The following is a 24,849-nucleotide window of genomic DNA, read 5'->3' as shown; positions in this document are numbered from 1 at the left end:
GCGACCCTTGAAGGCGCCCTAAGGCTACGCTTTCTTCACGGTGGGTGGCACAGTGCGCCATCATGCCGATCCGGCCAGAACACCGCTTCTTCTATCCGATCGACTGGCGCGAGCTGTCGATGGCGATCCGCTTCGGCCGGGCGCAGGGGCGCTGCGAGAGCTGCGGGCGGCCGCACGGCCAGCTAGTCTATCACCTCGGCGATGGCCGCTGGTGGGATGCTGAGGCTGGCCGATGGCGCGATGGATGGGGGCGCCGGGTCCGGATCGGGGCGGGCACCGACATTCTCGGCCGCGCCCGCCGGACCTATGTCGTGCTGGCCGCCGCTCACCGGGATCACAACACGGCCAACAACGCAGACGCCAACCTCGCGGCCTTCTGCCAACGATGCCACATGATCCACGACCGGCCGGAGCATCAGAGGCGGCGATGGCGCACGCTGTTCCGGCGGAAGGCATCAGGCGACCTGTTTGGTGGGCCCTATGCCTGAAAGGCACGCCTCTGCTGGATTGTGGCCGCTGCTTTCACGATCGACAGAACACTCTCGCGCGTCGGCGCGTCGGCGATGCTCGTGAACGCCTGGACGAGCTCGACGACCTTCGGATCGTCGAAATAGGTCTGAACGGGCGCGACTCCGGCATCCACCGGCGCCGTGTCGGAGAAAAACGTCTCGACTGGCACCCTGAGCTGATCCGCGATCATCTGCAGACGGCTGGCGCCGACCCGGTTGCGGCCCTTCTCGTACTTCTGCACCTGCTGGAAGCTCACCCCAATGGCGTGACCGAGCGCGGTCTGGCTCAGACCCTGTGCCGCCCGAAGCGCCGCGATGCGGCTGCCGATCGCGCGATCAGCTTCAGTCGCCAGCTTCGGTGTATTGGTGGCGGTCATCGCAGGATTGGCTTTCTACGAGGGGATGCCGGAACGCGCAGCCGCTGGTACAGTCGCCTAAAATCGACTGAGGATTGTACCTGATTGTGCGAGACAACCGTTAGTGCAGCTGAGCAACAGCTGCAACTTGTGCAGGGCACGAGTGCAACTCTGGGTATTTTGTAAAAGCGGCGACGGTTGTATCGCCCCTATGAGGGCTGCAGGTCCTGGCGAGATCGAGCACCTTCCATGGATGAGATTGAGGAGCGGCGCCACGTCGTGCTGCGCAACCTCGCGACGCACGCTGGCCCGGCACGAGCCCGTCTGTGCTTGTCTCTGGACAACGCTGCTCGGTTGGCACACCTCGCACCTGAGGTCATAGCGGCTATCGAGAACGGCAACGGCTGCACGTTCTCGCTCGCTGTGCTGACGCGCGTCGCACTATTCCTGGGGTTGACCGAGCTTGGCATGCCACGCCCTCGGCCGTCGGGGATGGAGTAGCCGAGTCTCAAAAAAGCTCGTTGGGGGAAACTTCGCCCGGAGCCGGCACGTACCGCTGGCCCATGAGCGACCAAGACGACGAGCCTACCGCCCTGAATGCCGCGATAGCGGCGCAGATCTATGCCGCCCGCATACGCGGTGCCTACTCAATCGAGACCTTGGCGGTGCTCGCCCGGGTCGATCCCGGGGCGATTATTGGGCTTGAGAATGGGGCGCCACTCATCGACGCGGGGGTCCGGAACCGGGTCATGGACGTGCTCGGTCTACGTCCAGATTGTCATTCCTCCCCTGTGCGCCTGACTGATCTCACCCTGTCCGATACGAACCGCCAAGGCTGATCTGACGCCGTCCACCGCCACCATGCATGCCATGGCTCGGCGCCGCATAGGGCTGACGCGACAGCTCATGCAGAGCATCGCCGACGGGCCCACCGACCCGATACAAGCAGGATCGCTCGCAGGTCGCCGCGACGCGCACGCCGATCTCGTGCGTATGGCTTCGGCCATACAGCCATAGGGCTAGCCGCGCCCGCGTCGCCTCCGGGATACCTTCGAGGAGATCGAGCAGTGTCTCGGGGGCAGCCCGCATCAGGCGCGTCGCGAGCCCCAGCGGCACCGGGCAGTCGTTCGCGAAATCCTCCGCGGTGATCACTCCCGGAAGCCGCAGTAACAGAGCGACGCAATGTAGCGTTCCGTACTGGATAGGTCCGGCACCGGGGCCGATCGCTGGCGCGATGGATAGGGACGTTGGATCTGGATGGGGTTCGAGCACCAACAGCTTTGGTCGCGCTCGCCCCCCCCCCCCGTCGTTCCGGCAGCAGCCCACCGGGGTCGCGTTTTCAGGCGGCCAGAACGTCGGCTTCGTCTTTCAAACTGGCCTCTCCGTTGGGCGAGGTTTCAAGCGAGCCGACACGATAAGCCGACATCTGGATGTCGCCGGCTTCCTGAGCCATCGCCGTCGCGAGAAGCTGCGCACGTCCCGCCCAACGATCCCGTTCTACCCGCATGGCAGCAAGCTGATCCTCGCTCGATGCCAACGCGACTTGCAACGTGTCGATCTCAGTCCGTAGACCGCTCGTGCGTTGCCGCTCACTCGCTAACGCGGCTTTAAGCACATAGAGGGCAGCGTCGGTCGCTCCCTTCGGCGAACGGTTCACATCGCGAATGGGAAGGGATTGTAGCCCGGCATTCTTGACCTCAGCAGCCCGCTGATTGCTCACCGGTGATGACGTCCGCGTGGCTAGCGCTTCAGGTCGAAGCTGCGCGATTTCTGCTTTCAGTTGCTCGACATCCAGCCCTGCCGGGGGATGAACCTCAGGTGGTTCGATCGACGGAGCGGCGGCGAGCGCGAGGGGCACACCTTCCTCCTCCAGCACCAGCTCATGCAGCATGGTGAACACGGTGTCGCCGTCCAGCCTGGACAGGTCGAACCCGCTCTCGGCCGCGAGACGGCTGAAGCGTGCTTGCCCCCCGGCGGACGCGCCGACGTAGGCCATGGACCAGTTCGCGAAGTTGCGGCTTTCCGTCGGACCGCACTGAAGAACCGTCACGTCGCCGTGACGGCCATCGCACTGGATCCGCTCGAATGTCTCTTCGACCCCCTGTCTTGGTCCCTCCAAAACCTGAGCGAAGGCTCCAGCGTTGAACATCAGCGCTCCGGTCACATCCGCCCGAGCGTTGTTCCGCTGCGATGAGGCCAGGATCTGCCCGACAACGGCCGTCAGTTCAGTCTCAGATCCGTGAAATAAGTTCTTGCTGGCGTAGACGAGGCGATAGAGCTCACTCATGGGGCGTCCAATAAGTTGGGTGACTCAGTATTAGGGTTGGTAGCTCGCGATGAATTGCAAAAGATCATCCGCCGGTATTGGCCTGCTGATGAGGTAGCCCTGCACGTCAGTGCAGCCTTCATCGCGAATACGCTGCATTTGCTCCGGCGTCTCGACGCCTTCGGCGACTGTGGTCATGCCCAGGCTCTTGCCGAGGCCCGCGATCGCCCGGATGATCGCGTCCCCATCGGGCTTGTCCGACAAGTCCTTCACGAAGGACCTGTCGATCTTAATCTTGTCGAACGGGAAGCTGCGCAGGTAACTCAACGACGAGTAGCCGGTGCCGAAGTCGTCCATCGAGACGCGGACCCCGAGCTCACGCAGTCGATGGAGCGTCTGCAAGGTCCTCTGGCTCTCCTGCAAGAGGACGCCCTCTGTGATCTCGACCTCCAGCCGCTTGGCCGACAGACCTGAGCTGGCGAGTGCCGAGATGATTGTCTCGACCAGCCGGTCGCTCTTGAATTGGGCGGGGGAGACGTTCACCGCGACTGACATCCCCGTGGGCCACGTCATCGCATCGCGACAGGCCTGACGGATGACCCACTCGCCGATCGGCACGATCAGACCGATCTCCTCCGCCAGTGGGATGAAATCGAGCGGCGAGATCATCCCGCGCTCAGGATGCTTCCAGCGGATCAAGGCCTCGCAGCCGATCAGCCTATCACCGTCGAGTTGCATCTGGGGCTGGTAGTGAAGCTGGAACTCGCGCCGCGCCAAGGCCTGACGCATGTCGAGTTCAAGCCGGCGGCGCGCCTGCATGCGCGCGTCCATCTCAGGCTCGAAGAAACGGTACGTCCCGCGCCCGTCGAGCTTGGCTCGGTATAAGGCTAGGTCAGCATTCTTCAGGAGCTTGTCGGCACTCGTCCCGTCGGCGGGTGCGAGCGCGACACCGACGCTGGCTCCGATCGTCAGGAGGTGGCCCTCGACCATGTAGGTCCGGCCGATCAGATCGACGATACGCCGGGCCAGCGCCTGTGCGTCGGCAGCCTCGCGAATGCCGGTTTGCAGGATGATGAACTCATCACCACCGATCCGGGCCACGGTGTCCGTGGGCCTCACGGTCGAGCGCAGCCGGTCGGCGACCTTCGCCAGAAGTGCGTCGCCGATCGGGTGACCGAGCGTGTCGTTGACCGGCTTGAACCGGTCGAGATCGATGAGAAGGAGAGCGCAAGCCTCTTCGTTGCGCTGCAAGCGTGCCACGGCTCCAGCCAGGCGTTCTCGCAAGAGCAGGCGGTTTGGCAGGCCGGTGAGTGGATCGAGACGCGCCAACTCGTCAGCACGCGCCTCGTTCGCCTTGCGGGCGCTGACATCCTCCAGTGTTGCGACCCAACCTTCACCCGCGACGGAACGGATCTCGACCTGCAGCGTGTGATCCTGGCCCGCCACCTCAAACGAAGCGGAGGTTTGGAGGTCGCGTGCGCTTCGCAGGGCCTCGAAGATTTCTTGCCGCGATTGCGAAGCGCCCGCGCACAGGGCGCGAAGCAGTTGCCGTGAGGATAGATTGCCGGTCCGCTCAATATTCATATTGTAGAGGAGGCGCTCAGCTGGGTCGGTACAGATAACGACCCGCCCGGAGGCATCGATCATCAATATACCGTGCCGGATCACGTCGAGATACCGGTCCCAGGTATGAAGCGGAGCAGCACTCTGATCCAATCGGATCGTGAGTGGCACTACCTTGCGCTGTGCCGCGCCGAGGTGGTGCAGATCAGCGCTCATCGCACGAGGACCCTAGATTGAGGCTGCCAGGCAGCCCATGTGACAGCGAACAGCACGTTTATAAGCACGAATGTTTAAATTGAGGTGCATGGCCAATGGGATTATTTGGTGTTCCTGCGCGTTAGGCGTCGAGACCAGAACAACCGTGGTTAAAATTTCATGAGTTTAAGCGCGAAATTTTCACTTATTCTGCAAATCGGGCACGAAGTACCGGAAGATTTAAACTGATACACTAACATCCGTTATTCCGAGCGTATTTGGCTTGGCCTAAATATAGGCCGCAAGCATTGATTTTTTCAGGTTGCATCCGTGGCGATTTACAACCTATGCCGACCGCTTCTCCTCGGCGCAGCTATCGCGATCCTGACAGCGTTGCTGGCGCTCGGACCTGTCAAAGCTGATCTCCTCAGCGTCGTGCGGATCGTGCTGCAGAAGGGTCGGCACTACGACCCCACCGACCTGTTCTTGCGTAAGGGCGACACCATCACCTTGGTCAACGGCGACGACAGCGCGGTGCACCACGCCTTCATCGAGGCCGATCGCTTCGCGTTCGACGCCGGCGACCAGGAACCCGGCAAGCGGGCGACGCTGACTCTCAAGGAGCCCGGCGACTTCGTGATCGAGTGCGGCATCCACCCAAAGATGAAGCTCACCCTTCACGTGCAGTAGCCCGAGTTATTCTCCCAGAACGTTATCAGCCCGAATGGACCAGGTTCTTCGCGGCGGGATCGAATGCCACCGCCACGGGCCGGAATGCGCGCACAAGATCCGCGTCGAGCCGCCCCGCCATACCGTCCAGAATGGCGTAGGCCTGCGCCGCGTCCATCGCAGCCTTGTACGGCCGATGCTCGATCAGCGCCGCGTGGATGTCACAGATCGTCACCAGTCGGACCAGGTCGGGGATCTCGGCTCCCCTCAGCCCGTCCGGGTAGCCCGAGCCGTCGAGCATCTCGTGGTGCGAGCGCACGACCGAGAGCAGGGACGCGTCGAAGCCACCGCCGGCGAGTATAGCGTACCCCTCTGCCGGATGGGTACGCATCACCGCCATCTCGGCCGGGTCGAGCTTGCCCGGCTTGTTCAGGATGGCAGTTGGGATCTTCGTCTTGCCGACGTCGTGGAGCAGGGCAGCTTTTGCGAGTCGGTGGCGGTCGGCGGCAGCGAGACCGAGGGTACCGGAGAACGCGGCGGCGAGGCCGGCTACGAGCAGGCAGTGCTGGTGGGTGACATCGTCGAAGCGCTGGACCGCCCGCACCCAATCGTGGATGCCGACGTCCCGGATGGCCTGGATGATCAGCTTGGTGCCGGTGTCGGCTACTGTGGTAGTGATCGCTCGGCCCGAGAAGAACACCTCCGCGAAGAACTGTCTGACTCGGACTGCCTGTCGTTCCGCTGTCTCGCCCGAGTCAATTTGTCCGCTGATCTGGGCGAGCTTATCGGTCACGAGCCGCGCCGCGGCGTTAGCGGGGAGCGTGGCGGACGCGCCCAGGATCCGGGCTTGGGCTTCGGCGCGGGCGACGTTGCCATGGACGAGGAAGAGATACGGTATGCCCTCGTCGCGCACCCGCTCCAGGATGCGGCGCATGAGCACGAGCGCCTCAGAGTTCAGGCCCTCCACATCGCTCACGATCAGGCCGGCGCCGCGGGACGGCGTCGTCTCGTCGTAAAGATCGTGGATCCGGCATGAACCGAACGCGCCGAGATCGCGGGCCAGACGTCGGCCGCGATGGATGTCGTCGGTGATCAGCAGAAGCTCGCCCATCGCCTATCCATCGTCTGTCGTCAGAGGATCACTCGTTCATTGACTGTCAGTCGGCCGACCGGCATCCGAAACGACACGCCGACGCCCTCGGGGGTATGGCGCATGACCGTCGCGTAGCGCTTGCCCACCGTCACCGTCGCACCGACCTGAGGCCTTCTGTCGAGGACTAGCGCGGCGCCTGTCATGGACAAGTCGGTGACGAAGGCTTCGGCGATGCGCGCGCCTTGCGACGCGATCCTGACATCGCGGTGTACTGGAACGATGCGAGCGGCCTTGCGCTGATCCTCGCGGTCGTCGGCACTGCGCATCCATTCCAGGCGCGCCTCGATCCGGGACCGGCGCTCGGCGTTGGCTACGAGCTGAAAGACGAAGCCACCGGGCCGCCCATGGAGCACGACGCCGTCGAGCATCCCGAGGTCATCGAGGTAGCAGATCATGCGCGCTCCAGCCTGAGGGAGGGGGCCCTGTGTCAGGCGGCGCAGCTCGATGAAGTCAGTGGCGGACACGTCGGCGAGGCACTGAACGTCCTCACCACCAGATAGAGAGTATCTACCCTTAGTTGTGATTCTAAACCGATCTAGCACGGAAGTTGTCCCCGCATCCACTCAACGAAAAGTAGCAGGAAGTTGGTTTACAACCCGTCTAAACCTCAGCGATCTATGTACTACCTTGATACATAATACTGCCGCTGTCAGGTCCAGGAAGCTCGCCCGATTTCAGCTCGGCAACTGATCTCGCTGTATCTCGTGGGCGCATTGCATACGCGCAGCGCCGTTAGGTAAGATATTGCGCAACGAGTGTTAGTTACATATTAATAGATCAATCGACTGTCGCAATTGGTAATAAACGGACACAACCTCGATTTTAGCGGTGTTGTTTTTATTGAATTATCAGACTCAAATATAACTTATGTGTGTTTGAAAACACCTAGAACGGTCAGGATCCCGGTTAATACATCGTTACTCACGCTGACCGGTTCGTAGCGTCCGGCAGCGCTGGGGGCAGGGCGTCCAAGCCGCCGGAGAACCTCGCGCTCGAACGAAACGAAGTTCTCGATGCGGCCATCGGCGGCGCGCAAAGGTCGGCAGTCGATCTCAGCCCGGTACTTGGTGCCATCGCCACGGTAGTTCGCGAGGTAGCCGTGGAAGCGCTCGCCAGTTGCCAGAGCGCGGTGGAAGGCGTCGAGCGTCTCCCGGCGGGTCTGCTTGCCCTGCATGAACCGGGGGCTGAGCCCGATGATGTCGTCGAGTTCGCGCCCGACGAGACGGCCGAAGGCGGCGCTGGCGTAGAGGATAATGGGCCCAGGTGGTTCGATCATCGGATCGGTGACGACGATGCCGACGGTGGCATCGTGGGCGAATGCACGGATCAGTTCGAAAGCTGTCATCGCACGGCAACGCTGCAACTGTGCGGGAAGTGCACGAGCGCTATCCGCCGTCCAGTTCCCCCGCCGCGCCGACCCTCACGCGACTGCCCGGCCGAGGCTTCACGGGTAGGGACATGGGGAACTGTCCCGTACCTACCCGTCGTCGCGAGCCTGCACGCTGTAGCCATCTTTTCGCTGTGCAGCCTGTTGCTCGCTCCAACTCAGTTTCAGCGCTATGGGCTAGGCCGTCATCGTCGCGGCAATTGTTCAAAGCCGTCCGCGGGGCCGAGCAGGAAGTGCCGTGTATGCCGAACACGTTTGGCCTCAACCGCACGCTAGGCGGTGCCATCGGCGTCATTGCGCTGGTGTCGATCCTCAGTAGCGGAGCGGTCCTAGCCACCCGCAACCAGTTGCAGGCGGCAACCGACGCTCTGGATCGCTCAAACCAAGTAGCCCTCGGCCTCGACGCCTTCCGCACTGCCATGCTCAACCAGGAGACAGGTTTGCGCGGCTACCTCATTACCGGGCGCGAGAGCAGCCTGGAGCCCTACCGCTTGGGACGGCCGGCCCTGGATGAGACGATCACCCGGCTGAGGGGTTTGATCGGCAACGATGCCGAGCGATCGCGCCTCATGACTGACGCCGAGGCGGCCGCGCGCGCTTGGCAGACCGACATCGGCGAGACCGCTATACGAGGCGCAGCCAATCCTGCGACGCGACCGGAGGCGGTGCGTATTGAGGCAGAGGGCAGGGGCAAGCAGTTCTTCGACACCCTGCGCGGGAAGCTCGCCGCTATCGACACTCTAGAGGAACAGACTCGCTCGGCGCAGTCCGTTCGCGTCGCGCAGGCCGAGCGCAACGAGAGCCTCGCTCTATGGAGTGGCACCCTGCTCACACTTCTGATCTGCCTTGGGATCGGGACCGCCATCAACCGTCTGATCGTCCGGCCGCTGGTACGCGTCATGGGTTTCGTCGAGCATGTCGGCGAAGGCGACCTGTCGGGGACGCTCGGGCAAGGGGGGCACAACGAGATCGGTCGTTTGGGGCGCAGCCTCAACACGATGGTGTCGGGCCTGTCGGATCTCGCCCGGACCAACCGGGCGGCCACCGCCGACCTCAACGCCGCCGCCGCCGAGATCCGCGCCTCGGTCCAAGAGCAGGCGGCCTCGGTCGAGGAGCAATTCGCCGCCGTCCAGGAGACGGCCGCCACGGTCGACGAGATCACCCATTCCGGCGCCCAGATCGGCAAGCGCGCCACCGAGGTCATCGCCACCGCCCAGGCCACCGCCCAGACCTCCCGCCAGGGCCTGCGCGCGGTCTCCGACACCGCCAAGGCCATGGACGCGATCCGCGAGCAGGCCGAGGCGGTGGCCGGCAACATCGTCAGCCTGTCGGAGAAGACCCAGACGATCGGCGACATCATCGAGACCGTCAACGACATCTCGGAGCGCACGCATCTGCTCGCGCTCAACGCCGCGATCGAGGCGGCGGCGGCCGGCGAGAGCGGGCGCAGCTTCGCGGTGGTGGCCTCCGAGATGAAGCTGCTGGCCGATCAGGCGAAAGCGGCCACCGGGCAGGTCCGGGGGATTTTGGGCGAGATCCAGCGGGGCATCAACACCTCGGTGATGCTGACCGAGGAGGCGGTGAAGCGGGCGGCGGCCGGCAAGACGCGCTCGGACACGACCCAGCGGACGATCGAGGAGATCACCGCCCGGGTGGAGGAGAACGTGCAGACGTTCCAGCAGATCGTGGCCTCGACCAACCAGCAGCAGCTCGGGATCGAGCAGGTGATGCAGGCGCTGCACAACATCCGGCAAGCGGGGCAGCAGAACGCCGCCGGCACTCGTCAGGTCGAGGCCGCGTCCGCCAACCTCACAGAGCTGTCACAGACGCTCATGGCCCTGGCCGAACGCTACCGACACTGAGGCCTTACGGCGCTGATCCCGGTTTGCGAGACCGTTCTACGTCGGGTTGCTAGCCTCCCTCACGAGGACCCGCGCCTGGGCGATGAACAGGTCGATCTGCACGATGCCCTGGTTGATCGCCGAGATCAGGCTGGCGTTGACCTCGTCAATCTGGGCATCGCCGGTCAAACCTCGTGCGCGCAGGTCCGCGAGCAGCGTCGACAGCTGGTCCCGCTGTGCTCGCAGGTCCTTGAGGATCACCTCGGCACGCGCCGTCTGCAGGCTGATGGCTTCACCGCTGACGAGCAGTTCCACGGCAGCGATGTCGACACGGGCGATAGGGGATCGCTCTTCGCCGCTTCGGCGCAGCGGGACGATGCCTTCACTCATGGTTCAAGCCCCCGCCCGGTTTCGAGCAGCCGCGTGGCGCAGTCTACGAAAGCTCTCGGTACATGCCCGCGGTAGACGAGCGTCAATGATCATCTCCATCGATCCGCCTTGATCATAGCGGGCTTTGTCACCCAATGGCGCTCTTTGTACTACCCGTCACCGCGTAGTTGTGTCGTCGCCAGCGCTGACTCACGGCCGGCCTTATCAGTCGGCGTCGCCTACCGCTTGTCGGCAGCTTCAGGCGCTAACGTCGGATACGTCCGCAAGCCGCAGTGACCAGGCGACATAGCCGTGTGGGTCGACAAGATAGATCGCATTGGCCCGCAGCCTGAGCATGTCCACGTCGATGGCCTTGGCTAGGGCGATGGCGCTTGTCCCATCTTCCGCGGTGATGACCTCTTCGTGCAGGGGCTTATCAAGCGTCCCATCAGCTCGGCGCAGCGCCACACAGAATCGATAGTCCCGCATCGTTCGTCAGATCGTCCAGTCGCATGCGGTCACGACATAGCGCGCGAGCCCCGTGACGGACCCGCGACAGAATCTTGCCCTGGCACACCGCGAGCCCGAACCGCCGCTCGTCGGCAGCCCTTCTTCGGTTCCGTTTTCCCCGATTCTGACAGGACTAGAACTTCAGTAGGCGTGCGCTGCGGGGATTTGCACCCTCCCCCCTGAGAGATGGAACCCTTCCGGGCCAAGCGCAGCCAGGCGGTCCACTCGGCCGAGACGATGCGGACGATGTTCGGCAGGTTGCGAAACCCGGTGACGGGGCGCTCCTCGACCGTGACCAGCCCGAGCTTGCGCGCCTCGCGAATGGCGTTGCGCACGGTGGTCTCGGACACGCCCACGATCGCCGCGATGTGCCCGACCGCGAGCCGGCAATCCCCTCGTCGTGCGGTCTCGGCGGCGACCAGGGCGAGCACGCCTTGCTCGGCGTGAGTGAACTTGGCGGCGAGACCAAGGGGCATGCGGCCGGAGGCGGCCCAGCGGCGGCGACGCTCCATCGAGGCGCCCGTGCGTGGCCGTGAGCCGACACCGGGCGTCCTGGGGCTTCCTGCGCGAGCCTGGGGCGATATCGGATTTCCGATATCGAGGGCGCCCGGCTGCCGGCGAGCCGCGGGCGCATCGGTCCGCGCCTCGATCAGGCCGGACAGGCACTCGGCCTCGGCCTCCGTGATCTTGCCCTCCCCGTAGGCGCGCCAGAGCAGCGCCGTCACCTGAGGCAAGGTGATTCGGGTTGCTGCCTCGATCGCGCGGCGGATCTCGTCTGCAAACACGTGTGTCGGCCCTCATCGGGCCGCAACAGGTCGTTCCGGGCCGCCGCAGGGCGTCCGGTCCACAAGGCAAAGCCTCATCGTCGCGGGAATTGGCGTTCCCGCTTGACGCCAGGGGCGTCTTCGTGGCTTGTGAGGGGTATTCAGTCCGGCCTCACAGGCCATCTCGATTTTCGACGGCCCTCCAGTTTGGCGACTGGGGGGCCGTTGGCTTTTCAGGGGTCGACTTGCGGCGGCTGTATCTCCTGATGGTGCCGGCGACTCGCACAGAGCGCGCGCCAGCCGGACATGGCATGTCGGCCGGGTCGTACCGTTAAGTCAACGTCAGGGATTGATCAGCGCGACCATGCAGGCCGAACTATTGACCATCGCCGACCTGCGCAGGACCGGCTGCATCAGCAGCCTCGAGATCGTCGCGGCGATCGACGCCTATATGCGCGACCCAACGGCCGGGCCCTACCGCTTCGCCGGTGGTCACCGCCTTGACGTCGCCGCGCTCGTAGCCTCGACGGTCAGCCCCGCGGAGGTCGCGAGCCGAGCCGGTCCGCAGGAGAAAACGTTCCGGAACGCGATCGCTGCGGCCGTCATGGCGGCACATCCGACTGTGCCGTGAATTATCGGCTGCTTGGTCCCGGCTGCGGCATCGGCACATATACGACCCGCGATGGTTTGGGCTCAGTGCAGCTTCGGATCGCGAAATGGCCTTGATGCTGCGGCCACCTGCCCGTCCGGCAGCGCCGCCGCGATCTGGCGGCCAAGTTCGAATAGCAGTGCTTTCAGAGACGGACGGAGACGGACAGCGCTGTCGTCGTCGAGCTGGTGCATCAGATCCCAAAGCTTCAGTGCGCCGTCGGCCATGGTCTCTGCGGGCGAGCCCAGCGTCTGGCAGGCCGCCAGATAACGCGATGGTCCGTCGACATGACCGTCAGCCCGCGTGTCGGTCACGTCGATGACGATCCCCCGCCCACGCATCCGTCCGTCGGGGCCTCGCTCATAATGTCCGCGCACTAAGACCCAGCGCACGATGCCGGGCGCCGGCATGATGCGGTGCTCCCACACGAACAGCCCGCCTTGCTCACGCACGCTTCGGCGAAGTTCGGGGTCGCGAGAAACCTCATCCGGGTGGAAGATCGAGAAGAGATGCGATCGTGAGATACCTTCGGCGACCTCCGCATCGGTCAGACCGTACATCTGCCCCATGACCGCATCGCCGCGGATGCGATCTGTGCTGACATCCTCCTCCCACAAACCGATGCTGAGGGTGGTCAGCGGCAACGAAGCCGACGACAGAATGCTGTTCGATGACCGACGCGGCATGCGTCATCCAACCCTATTTGCAATCTCGGTGTCGGCTTGCAACACAACTTTCCGTCGAAGTGCAACTGCGGTATACAATCGCACGTTCAGAAAGGTAGTTGGTTTAGGATGGCCGAACGTGACAAGGGCAACGGCCGAGACATCCGCCTCCCCTCAGCGGACAAAATTGCTCAAGCACGTGAGCGCGAGGGCAAGCTGCGGATGTTGAAGCGTCTCAGCGACGCCCTGGGCAGGCCGGTTGGGGACTTCTACACGGCTGAGCCTGAGGTTCCTCCAGACGCCTCAGGCGGTAAGGCTCAAAGGTGAGGAATAGGGCCTGCCTGCACTTGCCCCGACGCCGGTGTCTTGGCACGCCGCAGCCATGATCCGATCCGAGCTCGTCGCCCGCATCGCGGAGCAGAACCCACACCTGTTCGCACGGGACGTCGAAGCCGTCGTCGCCACTATCCTCGACACGATGGCCGACGCACTGGCTCAAGGCGGCCGCGTCGAGCTGCGCGGCTTCGGCGTGTTCGAACACAAGCGGCGCGAGGCGCGGATCCGGCGCAATCCGCGGAGCCAAGACGCAGTGAAGGTGCCTGAGAGCGTCGTCGTCGGCTTCAAGCCGGGCCAGGCCATGCGAGACCTACTCAACCCGCCGGTACAGGGCCGAGCGCGTGAGGCGGAGCGTCGGCAGCAGGCGTCGTGATACCGCCGGCGATACCGGATGCCTCAGCCCCCGCCAGCTCCCGCACCATTGTGAGCCCCTGTTCGCGCGGGTAGCCGCTCCTCCGGAACTTATTAACGAACTGGCGCGAGCCGGACGGATAGATCCGCACCCCGCCGTTCTTCTCCGACGTGGCGCCGTACTCCAGCATGTCCAGAACCCAGCGGTGCACGCACGACCGGCTCACGCCGAGCGTCCACGCGATCTGTTGGATGGGTGCGTGCTCGGCCCATATGGCGCGCGCCCGTATCCGCAGGTCATTGAAGAGCTCGCCGGTCACCGAGTGCCGGCGGTTGAGGTGCAGCCCCATCAAGTGAAAAACTGGCGAGAAACCACGAAAATGGGAGTTACGGACCCTCGGCATATTCGATCATTAACTTCATTTTTGTCTGTTTCTCGTACGTTAAAAAGACTTAATAAATTTGGAGAATACGAATGACGGCGAACACCAAGCATAAAAAAAGCCTTGGTGTTTTCGGCGTCACAGCTGACGACATGATGACGTTGCGCGCACATGCGAGCGTTGTCAGGCAGCTGATGCCTGCACTGCTCACCGAACTGCAAGACACGTTCTCGAACTGGCCGGAAATTGCTCCGGCCCTGAAGGTTCCTGAGGTCCATGCGGCACGCCTCGCCCACTGGACGCTCGTGGCCACTGGCGAAATCGGATCAGAGTTCGACGCATCCGTGGAACGCTTGGCCACGGCATTCTGCCATCACAAAGTGCCCGCATACGCTATCGTTATCTGCCATTCAGTCGTGTCACGTGCACTCGTTGCCGAACTCGGCCTCTCGAACCAGATCGACGATAGGTTCGGATCGCCCAGCAGGATGAGGCAGCTGCGCGAGCACAACGCTCTCGCCAGCGTAATCAGCCGTTTGGCATGGTTCGATCTTGAACTTCTGTTAGAGACATACGCGCGCGTCGAGGATGAGCGCCGGAGCGAAACCGCGACACAGCTTGAAGGCTTCCAGCAGCAAGTTCAGGCAATAGTCGCGAGCGTGGCGCAGGGTGCCGATACGGTCAGTAGCCGCGCTGTGACGACCGTGAAGGCAACAAACGATACCTCCAGATTGGCTCAGACCGTCATGGGCGCCTCTCACGAGGCTTCCCAGAACGTGGATGGGGTCGCTGCCGCGGCAGAAGAGCTGTCAGCCTCTTTGAGCGAGGTCTCGCAGCAGGTCACTCGGGCCGCCGAGATCGCGCAGGCCGCCAATCTGGCCGCCCACCAAACCGATGCGACGGTTCAGAGCCTGTCAGGCTCTGCCGCTAAAATTAGCGATGTCGTCTCGCTCATCTCTTCGATCGCCTCCCAGACCAACCTGCTGGCGCTCAACGCGACCATCGAGGCGGCACGGGCCGGAGAGGCGGGTCGCGGCTTCGCAGTGGTAGCCGCCGAGGTCAAGGATCTGGCCGGCCAAACGGCGAAGGCTACCTCAGAGATCTCGGCTCAGGTGGCGGCCATGCAGGGCGCGACGAGTTCGGCGGTCGCAGCGATCGAACGCATCGCCGTTATGATCGCGGAGATGGATCAGGTCGCAGCCACGATGGCCGCCACGGTCGATCAGCAGCGTGCCGCGACGCATGAGATCGCGGGCAATGTCAGCCGGGCAGCCTCTGGAACGCAGGAGGTCGCCGGAAGCATCACTGGAGTCAGCGAAGCTGCTCGGACTGCGGGCGACGCAGCAACCGAACTGCAGGGGGTGGCGCGCGATCTCGCAAGCCAGGCCACTAAGCTAGAAGAAGCGATGTCGACGCTCACGGCTCGCAGCAAAGCGGCATGATGGTGAGCGGACGTTGAGTAGGAGCTGATCAACATCGGGGGCGCTCCAGCAGCTCGACAATCAACACGCTGGCGGCTGCAATGACGTTCCCATGCCCACCCCATCGCAGTGGCTCCACCTCGATCACGTTCGCCATCTCCGGCAGCACGGCCTCGGGCGTCTCGGTTTCCGGGAGCGGCAGGGGTAGGCATTGGAGCGAGCAGGCCGTACCAACGAACACTTGAAGGCGAAGGGCTACCTAAAGTGAATTCGACGTCCATTGGCGACCCCGGAGCGGCCAGATGCGCGCCATCCTCATCGCCGTGGTAGTCGCGATCGCGGTCGTTGCTGTCCTTATCCTTGGCGGACTCGCGAGTCGCAGCGTCGGCTGATCTTCAGCCGTTGTGGCCTGCGGACCACGCAAATTCTGAATTGACGAAACATTAACATTTGCAGCTAGCGACCGATCGCAGCCTATGGGCAACAAGGGCCGCGTCTGCGGGGGCTGTTTATGGCGATCCCTTTCTACGACCGCCTGCACCGCTACATCGTAGTGGCTCTGTTGTGTGGCGGTCTGGCGATGATGGGAGCGGCCTGGATGTGGGACGCGCTTTAATCCACTCGCTTACCGGCTAGGGCTACATGCGGCACCGCCAAGATCTGAAAAAATGGACTGATGTTTCGAACGAAAAATCTAGAGGCGAGAGTTACGTGACATGAGCGACACTGACGTCGAACCGAAGGGCGTGGCTGAGGTTTTACGTCTCTTGAATGAACTGGCAGAGCAAATATTGGCTCTGCAAGTCATGCAACGCCCGATCCCATCGAACCAATTGACGACGTTGATCAGCGCAGCCCAGTTCCTTGAAGCGAACGAGGTGGCCTGGCCTCCACTTGTGCAGGAGGTCATCCACGAGATCGCCGAGAGAATGGATGCTGTCAGACTCGACCCGTCCAACGAAGCCGCTTTAGGCTAAGAGCCGAGCATGAGCGATCCTGAACCCGACGAGATCTTCCGGGAACGTCTGCTGCGCGTGGTTGCGGAACACGATCGCCACATGGTGATGTTTGCACGTGGGGCTATGCTTGACCTGCTCGGTCGCAAGTATGACCGGTTCAGGACGGGCATACCGCTGAAGGGGTTAGGGGACGATGCTCACCGTTCTGCTTCAGAGCCAGTAGGCGCTACGTGAAAAAGGCGCTGATTTCGAAGCGTTGGTAGAGAGGTCTGGCCATGGCAAACGAGCCGTCACACTGTGACCGGACACAACGCCCACTTCCAGACAGCCTGACGCGACTGCTGGGCGACCCCAAAGCAAAAATCCAAAACACTGCCGGGGATGGCCCAACGGTGAGCCTGTTCGATCTCATATTGTGGTGGGGCAGCGTTGCGATGTTCACGGCCGCAGCGCTCGTTTTCGTTGCTGCGCTGACGGTGGCGCAGCGACCGCTATGAACCGCCTCTCTTGAAGCCGCTGACATCATCTCCATCCAGAAGAACAATGAAAAATCGAAGGTGCAGCTACTGACGTAACGCGGCCGTCCTCGACACCGCCATCCCGGCGGCTATCCTTGCCGAGATGCGCACAGCCCTCGCCGTCTCAGGCGTCGGCCAGCGGTGAGTCTGGGCCGTCCTCTGAGGGTGTACCATCGTAGCCTTCTAACCAAGCCCGACGCTCGGGCGAGTCCGCCGGATAAGGGCAACTGTCCTTCGGTCGACCGACCACCCGGGCGTGTGCACCGTCGGCAATCGCTTCCACAGTGCTGGGCATGCGCGTGTCCATAATTCCGACAACGCGGCTGAGTTCAAAATGGCGACGCGCCCCTAAACTGAAGCGCGCCGCAAGTTGGCTTGCGGTCTCGTCGACGAGCAGGCGCCCATGGCAAAGCCCGAGCCACGAGAAAGCCCGCGCCGGGGGACTGGGCGAGCTTCCAGCCTCGGACAAAGGTGTCACCGCGGAGTCCGAGGCTGATATCAGCGTTAAATGAGGCGGCCCGTCGAAGGGGCGTTGTCGACCGTTCCTGATCGAGCTAGCGCCGGGACCCTCGCCGCTGCACCCAGGTCATCGACGGCCGCCGCATGCGATGACGCCGCATCCGCACGTTGGTGAGCATATCGGAAGGCGAAGAGACACCAGCTACGGGGCCCACCGGGACGGCAGTGGCCGGAAGGCTCAAGCCAACCAAGCTGGCACCGGCAAGCGCGGCCAGCATGAAGATACGCATGGGGATCCTCCGTGCCTCAGCGCAGGAGGACCGCGTCGGCTATAGGGAAGCGCTGAGGTCCGGTTCCGGTTCAGTAGCTGCACCCATCCACGACATCGTCCGCCGCGGTTTCACACTGTGCCCCCGTACCGAGCCTCCAGGACAGACAGCAGGGCAATGCAGCATCCACAGATGTAACTAAAATAAACTTGCACGGCCCTTAGTTGCATGAGTGATTAGGGTGGCGCTAATCATACGTCGCCAAATGGCACCCCAACGCCTGTCGGCCTGGATCGCTACCACCTTGGATTGAGTTCTTAGATGTATGCTGGTGAATACAAGCTGCACTTAATCGTAATACATCCAGGGCGTGTGCTGATATGCAGGATCGCCGCGCGAAGCTCCGGGTCGAGGCCACCATCGAAGGCCTTGTTGCCTTCCCAGGGGTCGATGCAGGAGTCCGCTGTATCGTGACGAACCACTCACCCGTGGGTGCTTGCCTCGCTTTTCTGCCCGGCCTCGCAGTGCCGCGCTACTTCGAACTCGCGATCGGCCAGGAGCCGATACCTTCAACCGTTCGCATAGTCTGGCGACGAGAGGACTTGGTAGGTGTTGTCTACGCAGCACCCCGATCGGGCGTACCCGACGTCATCCCAGGCTGATTTCGCGAGCGCACGCAGCCAAGAAGCTTCACAGTCTCGCCGTCTTCGGGGCGCCTCCTGAGGGCAATGGCGGTGATGGATCGCCAAGCTTACTCCGTCTTGGAGCGCACCACGTTGCGCAACACCCTCCTAGCCCTTCTGGCCGTCGCCACCGTCATGGTCGCTCACGGCTTGGTCAAACTACTGCTTCTGCCCTTCCGGGTCCTCCGCGGCCTATTCCAACACAGTCCGAAGCCCGCCCGGGTGAAGGTCGGCTAACCCACTGTTGGCATCCTGCCTTCCGAGCCGCGTTAAGTATCGGTTCTGCCGCAGGACGCGATGTCCCCGCCAGCCCGTGATCAGATCGGGCGGCTGTTCAGCGCTGCAGTGAGCTTTCTTTTGGCCCGGGCCGCGGTATGGTCACGGCGATTTCCGACTCCCCCGAGTTCGAAGTCACAACCTTCGCCCGCCCGGTCCGCCGGCGCGGGCTTTTTCGTGTCGCGCCCCCCGGTCCGGGACAGCGGTATCTAACTACCGGCACGCCCCGGTAACCGCCCGGCCCCATCCTGTCTCACGAGCCGCGTTGCGTATCGGTTCACTGAGATGAGGTAATCGAGATCCCATGCCGCCGCATAGCAAGCCGCAAGCTCCCACAGATCGAGGCGAAAAAGCTGGCCGGCTTGCAGCGAGCGAGATGATCAAGACGCTGAGCCCGGAGACAGGCAGCGTTGAGGGCGTCGTGCGCCGGCTCGAGCAAGTCGGGATCATTGTGGCCCGGGGGCATCAGGATGCCGGTATGCGAACTGCTGACGTCCGGGCATGGCACATCGGCTTTCAAGCGGGGATGCACCTCGAACTCGGCGATTACATGCGCCGCTTTTGATCAGCCGACTTCCGCCGCGCCCCGTGAGCAGATCGGGGCAGGGCCGAGCCGGTTATCAACCCAGATCAGGCAACCCCGCTTCTGGCCGCATGGCCTGCGAGCAGACCTTCGCGTGGCTCGGCCGGATGCTATCCGGTCTCGCCCCCACCCTGCTACCGAACCACGTTGCGATCTGGCACGGCGCCATCGAGAACATCTCCGAGCGCACCTCGCCGTGTCGCTACCTGACGCCCGCACAGTGGGCGACGATGCGGGAGTCGGCGCTCGACTTTTGTACCCGGTTCGGCGCCAAGGCGCACAGCCTGGGCTGGACGACACCACAGCTGTTTGGGGGTCCACCCTGACCACGGCACGCTGCGGGTCGATTACTACGGCGCGCTGATGGTCGCCGGTAACCGGGTTCAGGGCGTCGATGCCGACCGCATCATGTTCGAGCGGACAGCCGCGCGGCGGGACAAGCCCGGCCAGATCTGGGGCCCGCCGATCTGGGAGTTCAAGCCGAAGGGCGAGCAATGGCAATGCCGGCCCGAAAGACGATGAATTTCGAACCGCTGAATAAATTTGTCGAATATCTGTTAAATTTGTTTAACCATTGATCGATTGAACCCTGAACGTTTCCAACAGAAGGAACATTGCTACTCATACATGTAGAAATGGAGCCGGTTTGCGATGCCCTTATACTCCATATTCACGCGCAATGTCTCAGGATACGACGCTCCCCGCCCGAAGCTACTCGCTTATAACATTGATGACGCTGGCCATGCCGAAGCGCTGATATCTGGGATCGCTGCTTCGTATCCAGTCCATGGGCAGCGGCCGGGATCGCAAGTGCGCTGGTTTTGCTACGCGGGTGATGTCCACGAGATCTATGCTTGTCCACATTCTTGAGACCGTTGGGCGGCTACTCCCGCACCTCGCTCGGCCCAAGCTCTGCGATCACCGCCCGGCCGCGGTCAGGAACCACGCGCCCTGCGTCCGGCCCGGGCCCACGAGCGCGCCGTTCCTCCACCAAGCCCATCTCGACCAGCATCGGCATGTAGGTCGGGTAGGCGTCGCGTCGGAGCCCCTGCGGATGGGCGGCGCAGGCCCGGAGCGCCAGGAGCGCGCGACCGCGGATCGGGGCGTGCGGCTCGGTCGGCATCCGGTCAGCGTCTCGTCGACGAGCCAGAGCATCAAGGCGGACGCCACCAGCAGGACGACGAAAGCCGCTGCGTTCCCGATATCACGCAGCTCAATCGCTTTCCCGTCCCAAACCGTCGTGAGCATCCGGGCTGCCGAGTAACCGCCGCGCGCACCCGACAGGACGATGGCGGTGGTCAGGATCCAGCCGGTTAAGGTCTGACGCATCCCGCGCTACTGCAGCTAGCCGACCCCGGCGTTCAAGCCGAGGCAGACCGTCAAGGCCAGCAGATCGCCAGCGGTGATCCATGCGCCACCATCGACGCGCTACCTCTCGAATTCATCGTCGGGCTCGACGAGGTGGCCGCAGGACGTGATCACCGCCACAACCTCCACGATCGGGTCTGCGTCCTCGAACATGCGGCTACGGGGACGCGATCATCTAGCGCCACTGCTCCTTCATGCAGGCCAGCACATAGACGGTCCGCATGCATCGCTCCGTTTCGGACTGGGAACGCGCACTGCCCATGCAGGCGTCCATCCCTGAGGAGAGCAACAAGCGATCAACATCCTTCGCGGTGGCGCAGGTGAAGATTGGCTGGAACCCCTCGAACTTGCTCACCTGCCAGAAGATGGCGACGACCGACAGCAGGCAGAACGAGCAGACCATCAGCCTGCTGTCGTAGAACCAGTGCCTGCCGTTGGTGGTCATGGTCGTAGGCTCGCTCACCCCTTCACCGGATGCGCCAGCAGGATCGCGGCACGCACCCTGCCGCGCTTCCATTGAGCCTGATCGGATCTCAGCGCTATCGTCACCTGCTCGTTCGTGCGGACCATCTCGACAAGGTCGAGCACCCACCCCTTTGCCAGGGGGTAGGCCTCGGTCTTGAGATCCGCGAGCACGGCATCCACTGCGGCAGTTATCTCGCCCTGGGTCACCTCGGAAATCTTGCGGAGGTCGGACACGGTCGGGTTGCTGGCCATGCCCCGCCCTACCCTGCCCGCCAGGAAGGATCCATGATGGAAGTCGCGTGACGAAGCGCCTCGTCCTCTCCCGGATCCGCGTGAGATCACCGCCTAACATCATAGCTTCACAGCATCATGAAATTACGGTCTGAGCACGAGAGGCTGTGATGCCCCAAGATCGCCCACTACTCGAACCGCGCTGCATGACCCCTCCCGAAGCTGCCGCCTACTGCGGGCTCACGCCGAGCGGGTTCAGGTCCTGGGTGATGCGAGGGACGCTGCCCCCGGCACTCCCTGGGACGAGACGATGGGATCGAAAGGCGATCGACGCAACCCTAGATCGGCTCAGCAACCTCACGCCGGACACCCCATTGCAGGAGAACGACTTCGACCGTTGGAAGCGCGAGAAGAAGCTACGGGATGTCCGACGTGGTCGTGTGCCGACCAAGGAGCAGCGCGGATCCCGAACACGATCCGCCCGTTCATAAGAGTCAATTTCATAGCGCTGCAAAATTATCAATTCATGAATTGGTATATTCTTAAATTTTCAGTTTCTCGATGGGACGGTGCTGCAATTTCTTGTCATCACAGCGTTCTGAATTTATAGCGCCTTAACACCAAGAATTTACGGCGTTGCGAATGAGAACCATCACCCTCGTGACCCAAAAGGGCGGCGCCGGAAAGACGACCGTCGCCACCTCGCTCGCCGTCGCGGCCCAACAGGCCGGTGAGACGGTGGCGGCCTTTGACCTCGACCCGCAGGGGTCTCTCGTCGAATGGGGGCGGATCCGCGCGAAGGCTGAGGAGCCCGCGATCACGGATCCCCGGCTGCCCGTCGTCGAGCGCTTCCCCCTCGACCGCATCGCCCAGATCAAGACGATGCTCAGCAGCCTAGAGAAGAAGGGCGTCACACTGACGATCCTCGACACCGCGGGCGCCGACAACCCAACGACGCACGCGGCGATGGAAGCCTCGACTTTCTGCCTCGTGCCGATCAGGCCGACGCGGCTCGACCTCCTCGCGGTCCGGGCGACCGTCCAGGCGATCATGCGCAGCGGCAAGCAGTTCGCGTTTGTCCTGAACCAGTGCTCGACGATCCCGCGCAACAACCGGGCGAACGACACCGCCACGGGTCTCGCATCCATCGGGTTCATGGCCGAGCCGCTGCTCCTGCTGCGCAACGACTACCAGGACGCCTTCGCCGCCGGGATGGGCGTCACGGAGTACGCCGGGGACGGCAAGGCCGCCGACGAGATCCGGCAACTCTGGAAGTGGGTCAGCACTCAATCGGAGACCAAGGCATGAGCCGCCGCCCCGCACCCTCGATCTTCGACGCCGACAGCATGAGCGTCGAGGACCTGAAGGCGAAGACGATCGCCACCGAGACGACGCCCGTGGCTGAGCCCGAGCCGCGCAAGGTCGGCCGCCCGGCGAAGACAAGCGTGAAGGCCAAGCCGACGCCGTTCTACCTCCACCCGGCGGTGAAGGAGGTCCTGCGCACCATCACGTTCCACGAGCGGTGCAAGGAGCATGACCTGTTCATCGAGGGCCTGGAGCACGTGCTGAAGTCGCGCAGCTACCCGACCATCGCCGAGATCGTCGCCGAAGACGAGAAATCATAGCTTCGCAATTTTATAATGCTGCGAAACTGTGAATTTGTGATGCTACGACTTTAGCGTCCGCGGCTGAGGTATGCCAACTTTCGGGAAATGGTATTCTCGAAAGTTGCAGTATGAGCGACCGCCCTGCTGAAACCGTCTCGGATGGGCTCCGCGTCGCGGTGCACATGATCAAGGGAGACGCATACAATCGATTGGCCGAGGCCGTCCGCTTCCCGAAACCGGACGCCGCGGCCGAGGACAAGCTGCGTGCTCTGCTGACAGCTTTCTATGCGGCTTACCCGCATGTCTTGCAGGAACTGGCCGGACGGTAGGGTGGGGGACGGCTCCCCCACTTTTCGCGGTGCTTAGGATGGTGTCGCCAAGTTGTTCCGACACTTACGGAGGCGGGGCATGTCGCGCGGCCTTGGTACGGCGCAACGGTTGATGCTGAAGGCACTCGACTCGCTTGAGGCTGAGCACAACCGCGATGAGGGCCTGTTCTATGTCTGGGCGATCGTGGATCGAGCCTATGCCTTGTCTCCTGAGATGCAGGAGCGTCATCACGCCCGGACGGAAGCGAGCGCGGCTCAGGCCGCAGCTATTCGCGCACGCGCTGAGGCGGGAGATGAGCGGGCAGCGCTGTATCTTGGCCTAACCCGCTCCCTTACCCGCACACGGCACGGGCCTCGGGCTCGACGCACTACTCCGTTCTGGCTCACAGAAAGCGACTTCAATCCGTCTCGGATCTTGGCGAGCTTAGAGCGCCGCGGGCTGGTAAAGCGTCATGCGGTAAAAGACGGCGGATCTGCCCGCCTGACGGATGCGGGGAGGCGGGAAGCCTCCGAGCTAAGTGTCGGAACAAGTTGCACACCCTTCAGCGAGGCGGTGAATGTTTGAGCCCAAGCTCGCACCAGCCGAGTTTTACGAGAAGGTCGCGAAGCTCCCGGCCGAACGGGCCGAGATCTCGGCCGGTCTGCCTGTCGAGACCGCGGCGATCGTCCGCGCCTATCAGCGCGCCAGCAAAGCTGACGCGACCGTGCGGGCCTACACGGCTGGGGCGAAGGCGTTCGAGGCGTGGTGCACGCGGTATGGGTTCCAGGCCCTGCCAGCCTCGGCCGAGGCCGTGGCGGGGTTCATCGTCTCAGAGGCGGAGGACGGCTGCGCCGCCTCGACGCTCGGAAAGCGGCTGGCCGCCATTAAGTACGCCCATAAGCTGGCGGGAGCTGCCGATCCCACCGAAGATGAGGGCGTGCGCGCCGCGATGAAGGGCGCCCGCCGCAAGGTTGGTGTTGCTCCGACCCAGAAGGCCGCGGCCACCGCCGAGATCTTGGCCTCGCTGCTGATGCGAACCCCCGACACCTTGGTCGGAAAGCGGGACCGGGCGCTCTTGGCGCTGGGTTTCGCGGGCGCGTTCCGCCGGTCAGAACTGGTCGCCCTCGACGTAGGAGATCTCGTTGAACATCCCGATGGCCTGCGGGTGCACGTGCGCCGGTCAAAGACCGACCAAGAGGGCAGGGGAACCGAGAAGGCCATCCCGCATGGCCGATACATTCGACCCGTAGCTCTGGTCCGAGAATGGCTGGATGCCGCCGGGATCGTAGACGGACCAGTGTTCTTGCCGGTCTCGCGGTACGGGTACGTCCGGCGGGGAGGAGACGTGCGCCTCACGACGCAGGCCGTCGCCGACATCGTGAAGAAGTACACGGCCGCGGCCGGACTCGATGCCTCGACCTTCGGGGTTCACTCGCTGCGTGCTGGGTACATCACGTCAGCCGCCGAGCGCGGTGCCGACCTCGCCCGGATTATGGATCAGTCAGGCCACCGGGACCCGCGGACGGTAGTCGGGTACATCCGGCGGGCGAACGCCTTCAAGGGGCACTCGGGGAGCGGATTTCTGTGACTATCGTTCTTTGCTAAAATATTGGTTCGTGAGGTATGCGACCTCGGTGCGGTTCTTCGCCTTCAGCTTCTTCATGATGTTGCGGACGTGAACTTTCACCGTGCTCTCGCACATGTTCAGCTCGTAGGCGATGATCTTGTTCGGCGT

General features: G+C 63.3%; 34 protein-coding genes. 18 read left to right on the top strand and 16 right to left on the bottom strand.

The features are described 5' to 3' along the window. The first annotated feature begins 62 nt into the window (after positions 1–62). The gene (locus MKK67_RS20985; protein ID WP_243969043.1) at positions 63–488 is read left to right on the top strand and encodes a hypothetical protein; all 426 of its coding nucleotides are present in this window, start codon (positions 63–65) and stop codon (positions 486–488) included. Here MKK67_RS20985 and MKK67_RS20980 read toward each other — a convergent pair. The 4 genes from MKK67_RS20980 to MKK67_RS20965 form a co-directional block, all read right to left on the bottom strand. Further along, a complete protein-coding gene (locus MKK67_RS20980) occupies positions 479–886 on the bottom strand; it encodes a helix-turn-helix domain-containing protein (protein ID WP_243969041.1) in 408 nt (135 codons plus the stop codon). The two genes, MKK67_RS20985 and MKK67_RS20980, sit on opposite strands and share 10 nt — an antisense overlap. Before the next feature lie 786 nt (positions 887–1,672). After that, positions 1,673–2,017, bottom strand: a complete 345-nt coding sequence (locus tag MKK67_RS20975) for a hypothetical protein (protein ID WP_243969039.1) — start codon at positions 2,015–2,017, stop codon at positions 1,673–1,675. 187 nt (positions 2,018–2,204) lie between these two features. Beyond that, positions 2,205–3,152, bottom strand: coding sequence for a BLUF domain-containing protein (locus MKK67_RS20970; RefSeq protein WP_243969037.1), 948 nt, complete (start codon positions 3,150–3,152; stop codon positions 2,205–2,207). A 30-nt stretch (positions 3,153–3,182) separates the two neighbouring features. Further along, on the bottom strand, positions 3,183–4,910 hold the full coding sequence (locus MKK67_RS20965) for a putative bifunctional diguanylate cyclase/phosphodiesterase (RefSeq protein WP_243969035.1): 1,728 nt from the start codon (positions 4,908–4,910) through the stop codon (positions 3,183–3,185). A gap of 309 nt (positions 4,911–5,219) precedes the next feature. Between MKK67_RS20965 and MKK67_RS20960 the strand changes: the two genes are divergently transcribed. Next, a complete protein-coding gene (locus MKK67_RS20960) occupies positions 5,220–5,579 on the top strand; it encodes a hypothetical protein (RefSeq protein ID WP_243969033.1) in 360 nt (119 codons plus the stop codon). 25 nt (positions 5,580–5,604) lie between these two features. On the opposite strand, the gene MKK67_RS20955 is transcribed toward MKK67_RS20960, so the two are convergent. From MKK67_RS20955 to MKK67_RS20945, 3 genes are all read right to left on the bottom strand, one after another. Then, positions 5,605–6,669: an HD-GYP domain-containing protein gene (locus MKK67_RS20955; protein WP_243969032.1), complete on the bottom strand. Its 1,065-nt coding sequence runs from the start codon at positions 6,667–6,669 to the stop codon at positions 5,605–5,607. 20 nt (positions 6,670–6,689) lie between these two features. Further along, entirely contained in the window at positions 6,690–7,106 is a 417-nt protein-coding gene (locus tag MKK67_RS20950) for a PilZ domain-containing protein (protein WP_243969029.1), read from the bottom strand. Between the two features lie 470 nt (positions 7,107–7,576). Next, positions 7,577–8,056, bottom strand: coding sequence for a PAS domain-containing protein (locus MKK67_RS20945; protein ID WP_243969027.1), 480 nt, complete (start codon positions 8,054–8,056; stop codon positions 7,577–7,579). Positions 8,057–8,340: 284 nt separating this feature from the next. Between MKK67_RS20945 and MKK67_RS20940 the strand changes: the two genes are divergently transcribed. Then, positions 8,341–9,960: a methyl-accepting chemotaxis protein gene (locus tag MKK67_RS20940; RefSeq protein ID WP_243969025.1), complete on the top strand. Its 1,620-nt coding sequence runs from the start codon at positions 8,341–8,343 to the stop codon at positions 9,958–9,960. A gap of 36 nt (positions 9,961–9,996) precedes the next feature. Here MKK67_RS20940 and MKK67_RS20935 read toward each other — a convergent pair whose 3' ends face one another. The 3 genes from MKK67_RS20935 to MKK67_RS20925 form a co-directional block, all read right to left on the bottom strand. Then, positions 9,997–10,329 carry a hypothetical protein gene (locus tag MKK67_RS20935; protein ID WP_243969023.1) on the bottom strand — a complete coding sequence of 111 codons (333 nt, stop codon included), beginning with the start codon at positions 10,327–10,329 and terminating at the stop codon, positions 9,997–9,999. A gap of 237 nt (positions 10,330–10,566) precedes the next feature. Then, the gene (locus MKK67_RS20930; RefSeq protein WP_243969022.1) at positions 10,567–10,797 is read right to left on the bottom strand and encodes a hypothetical protein; all 231 of its coding nucleotides are present in this window, start codon (positions 10,795–10,797) and stop codon (positions 10,567–10,569) included. 29 nt (positions 10,798–10,826) lie between these two features. After that, a complete protein-coding gene (locus tag MKK67_RS20925; protein ID WP_243969020.1) occupies positions 10,827–11,603 on the bottom strand; it encodes a GntR family transcriptional regulator in 777 nt (258 codons plus the stop codon). A 328-nt stretch (positions 11,604–11,931) separates the two neighbouring features. Between MKK67_RS20925 and MKK67_RS20920 the strand changes: the two genes are divergently transcribed. Beyond that, positions 11,932–12,213, top strand: a complete 282-nt coding sequence (locus tag MKK67_RS20920; RefSeq protein WP_243969018.1) for a hypothetical protein — start codon at positions 11,932–11,934, stop codon at positions 12,211–12,213. Between the two features lie 62 nt (positions 12,214–12,275). On the opposite strand, the gene MKK67_RS20915 is transcribed toward MKK67_RS20920, so the two are convergent. After that, the gene (locus MKK67_RS20915; RefSeq protein ID WP_243969016.1) at positions 12,276–12,917 is read right to left on the bottom strand and encodes a PAS domain-containing protein; all 642 of its coding nucleotides are present in this window, start codon (positions 12,915–12,917) and stop codon (positions 12,276–12,278) included. 361 nt (positions 12,918–13,278) lie between these two features. On the opposite strand from MKK67_RS20915, the gene MKK67_RS20910 reads away from it, so the two are divergent. From MKK67_RS20910 to MKK67_RS20890, 5 genes are all read left to right on the top strand, one after another. After that, on the top strand, positions 13,279–13,605 hold the full coding sequence (locus MKK67_RS20910) for an HU family DNA-binding protein (protein WP_243969014.1): 327 nt from the start codon (positions 13,279–13,281) through the stop codon (positions 13,603–13,605). A 453-nt stretch (positions 13,606–14,058) separates the two neighbouring features. Next, positions 14,059–15,408, top strand: coding sequence for a globin-coupled sensor protein (locus tag MKK67_RS20905; protein ID WP_243969012.1), 1,350 nt, complete (start codon positions 14,059–14,061; stop codon positions 15,406–15,408). Positions 15,409–16,103: 695 nt separating this feature from the next. Next, a complete protein-coding gene (locus MKK67_RS20900; protein WP_243969010.1) occupies positions 16,104–16,364 on the top strand; it encodes a hypothetical protein in 261 nt (86 codons plus the stop codon). 9 nt (positions 16,365–16,373) lie between these two features. Continuing rightward, positions 16,374–16,580: a hypothetical protein gene (locus tag MKK67_RS20895; RefSeq protein WP_243969007.1), complete on the top strand. Its 207-nt coding sequence runs from the start codon at positions 16,374–16,376 to the stop codon at positions 16,578–16,580. Between the two features lie 41 nt (positions 16,581–16,621). Next, positions 16,622–16,843 (top strand): hypothetical protein, encoded by a 222-nt coding sequence (locus MKK67_RS20890; protein WP_243969005.1) that lies wholly within the window; start codon positions 16,622–16,624, stop codon positions 16,841–16,843. A 145-nt stretch (positions 16,844–16,988) separates the two neighbouring features. Here the strand turns inward: MKK67_RS20890 and MKK67_RS20885 are convergent, their stop codons facing one another. After that, complete coding sequence (locus MKK67_RS20885) at positions 16,989–17,171, bottom strand: Rmf/CrpP fold protein (RefSeq protein ID WP_243969061.1); 183 nt, start codon at positions 17,169–17,171, stop codon at positions 16,989–16,991. Between the two features lie 1,756 nt (positions 17,172–18,927). On the opposite strand from MKK67_RS20885, the gene MKK67_RS20880 reads away from it, so the two are divergent. The 3 genes from MKK67_RS20880 (at position 18,928) to MKK67_RS20870 (ending at position 19,656) form a co-directional block, all read left to right on the top strand. After that, the gene (locus MKK67_RS20880) at positions 18,928–19,116 is read left to right on the top strand and encodes a hypothetical protein (RefSeq protein WP_243969003.1); all 189 of its coding nucleotides are present in this window, start codon (positions 18,928–18,930) and stop codon (positions 19,114–19,116) included. A gap of 89 nt (positions 19,117–19,205) precedes the next feature. Continuing rightward, entirely contained in the window at positions 19,206–19,460 is a 255-nt protein-coding gene (locus MKK67_RS20875) for a hypothetical protein (RefSeq protein WP_243969001.1), read from the top strand. Further along, positions 19,444–19,656, top strand: a complete 213-nt coding sequence (locus MKK67_RS20870; RefSeq protein ID WP_243968999.1) for a hypothetical protein — start codon at positions 19,444–19,446, stop codon at positions 19,654–19,656. The genes MKK67_RS20875 and MKK67_RS20870 overlap by 17 nt, the downstream gene beginning before the upstream one ends. Positions 19,657–20,017: 361 nt before the next feature. Here MKK67_RS20870 and MKK67_RS20865 read toward each other — a convergent pair whose 3' ends face one another. From MKK67_RS20865 to MKK67_RS20855, 3 genes are all read right to left on the bottom strand, one after another. Beyond that, positions 20,018–20,257: a hypothetical protein gene (locus MKK67_RS20865; RefSeq protein ID WP_243968997.1), complete on the bottom strand. Its 240-nt coding sequence runs from the start codon at positions 20,255–20,257 to the stop codon at positions 20,018–20,020. A 420-nt stretch (positions 20,258–20,677) separates the two neighbouring features. Further along, the gene (locus tag MKK67_RS20860; protein ID WP_243968995.1) at positions 20,678–20,947 is read right to left on the bottom strand and encodes a hypothetical protein; all 270 of its coding nucleotides are present in this window, start codon (positions 20,945–20,947) and stop codon (positions 20,678–20,680) included. Positions 20,948–20,961: 14 nt separating this feature from the next. Then, entirely contained in the window at positions 20,962–21,219 is a 258-nt protein-coding gene (locus tag MKK67_RS20855; RefSeq protein WP_243968993.1) for a hypothetical protein, read from the bottom strand. Positions 21,220–21,368: 149 nt separating this feature from the next. Here MKK67_RS20855 and MKK67_RS20850 point away from each other — a divergent pair, with 149 nt between their 5' ends. The 6 genes from MKK67_RS20850 to MKK67_RS20825 all read left to right on the top strand — a co-directional run bounded on the left by MKK67_RS20850 (position 21,369) and on the right by MKK67_RS20825 (position 24,702). Beyond that, positions 21,369–21,689 carry a helix-turn-helix domain-containing protein gene (locus MKK67_RS20850; protein WP_313899032.1) on the top strand — a complete coding sequence of 107 codons (321 nt, stop codon included), beginning with the start codon at positions 21,369–21,371 and terminating at the stop codon, positions 21,687–21,689. 151 nt (positions 21,690–21,840) lie between these two features. Then, positions 21,841–22,506, top strand: a complete 666-nt coding sequence (locus MKK67_RS20845) for a ParA family protein (RefSeq protein WP_243968991.1) — start codon at positions 21,841–21,843, stop codon at positions 22,504–22,506. After that, a complete protein-coding gene (locus MKK67_RS20840; RefSeq protein WP_243968989.1) occupies positions 22,503–22,823 on the top strand; it encodes a hypothetical protein in 321 nt (106 codons plus the stop codon). Before MKK67_RS20845 ends, MKK67_RS20840 begins: the two co-directional genes overlap by 4 nt. A gap of 110 nt (positions 22,824–22,933) precedes the next feature. Continuing rightward, positions 22,934–23,134: a hypothetical protein gene (locus MKK67_RS20835; RefSeq protein ID WP_243968988.1), complete on the top strand. Its 201-nt coding sequence runs from the start codon at positions 22,934–22,936 to the stop codon at positions 23,132–23,134. Positions 23,135–23,213: 79 nt separating this feature from the next. After that, on the top strand, positions 23,214–23,699 hold the full coding sequence (locus MKK67_RS20830) for a hypothetical protein (RefSeq protein ID WP_243968985.1): 486 nt from the start codon (positions 23,214–23,216) through the stop codon (positions 23,697–23,699). Further along, the gene (locus MKK67_RS20825; RefSeq protein WP_243968984.1) at positions 23,692–24,702 is read left to right on the top strand and encodes a site-specific integrase; all 1,011 of its coding nucleotides are present in this window, start codon (positions 23,692–23,694) and stop codon (positions 24,700–24,702) included. Before MKK67_RS20830 ends, MKK67_RS20825 begins: the two co-directional genes overlap by 8 nt. Here MKK67_RS20825 and MKK67_RS20820 read toward each other — a convergent pair. Continuing rightward, positions 24,703–24,849, bottom strand: a 147-nt coding sequence (locus tag MKK67_RS20820; protein WP_243969057.1) for a LuxR C-terminal-related transcriptional regulator, incomplete at its 5' end; no start/stop codon positions are given.

Source organism: Methylobacterium sp. J-072 (genome assembly GCF_022829425.1).
Classification (GTDB): domain Bacteria; phylum Pseudomonadota; class Alphaproteobacteria; order Rhizobiales; family Beijerinckiaceae; genus Methylobacterium.
Note: the sequence above shows the minus strand (reverse complement) of the source record. Positions and strands in the feature narration are given on the sequence as shown.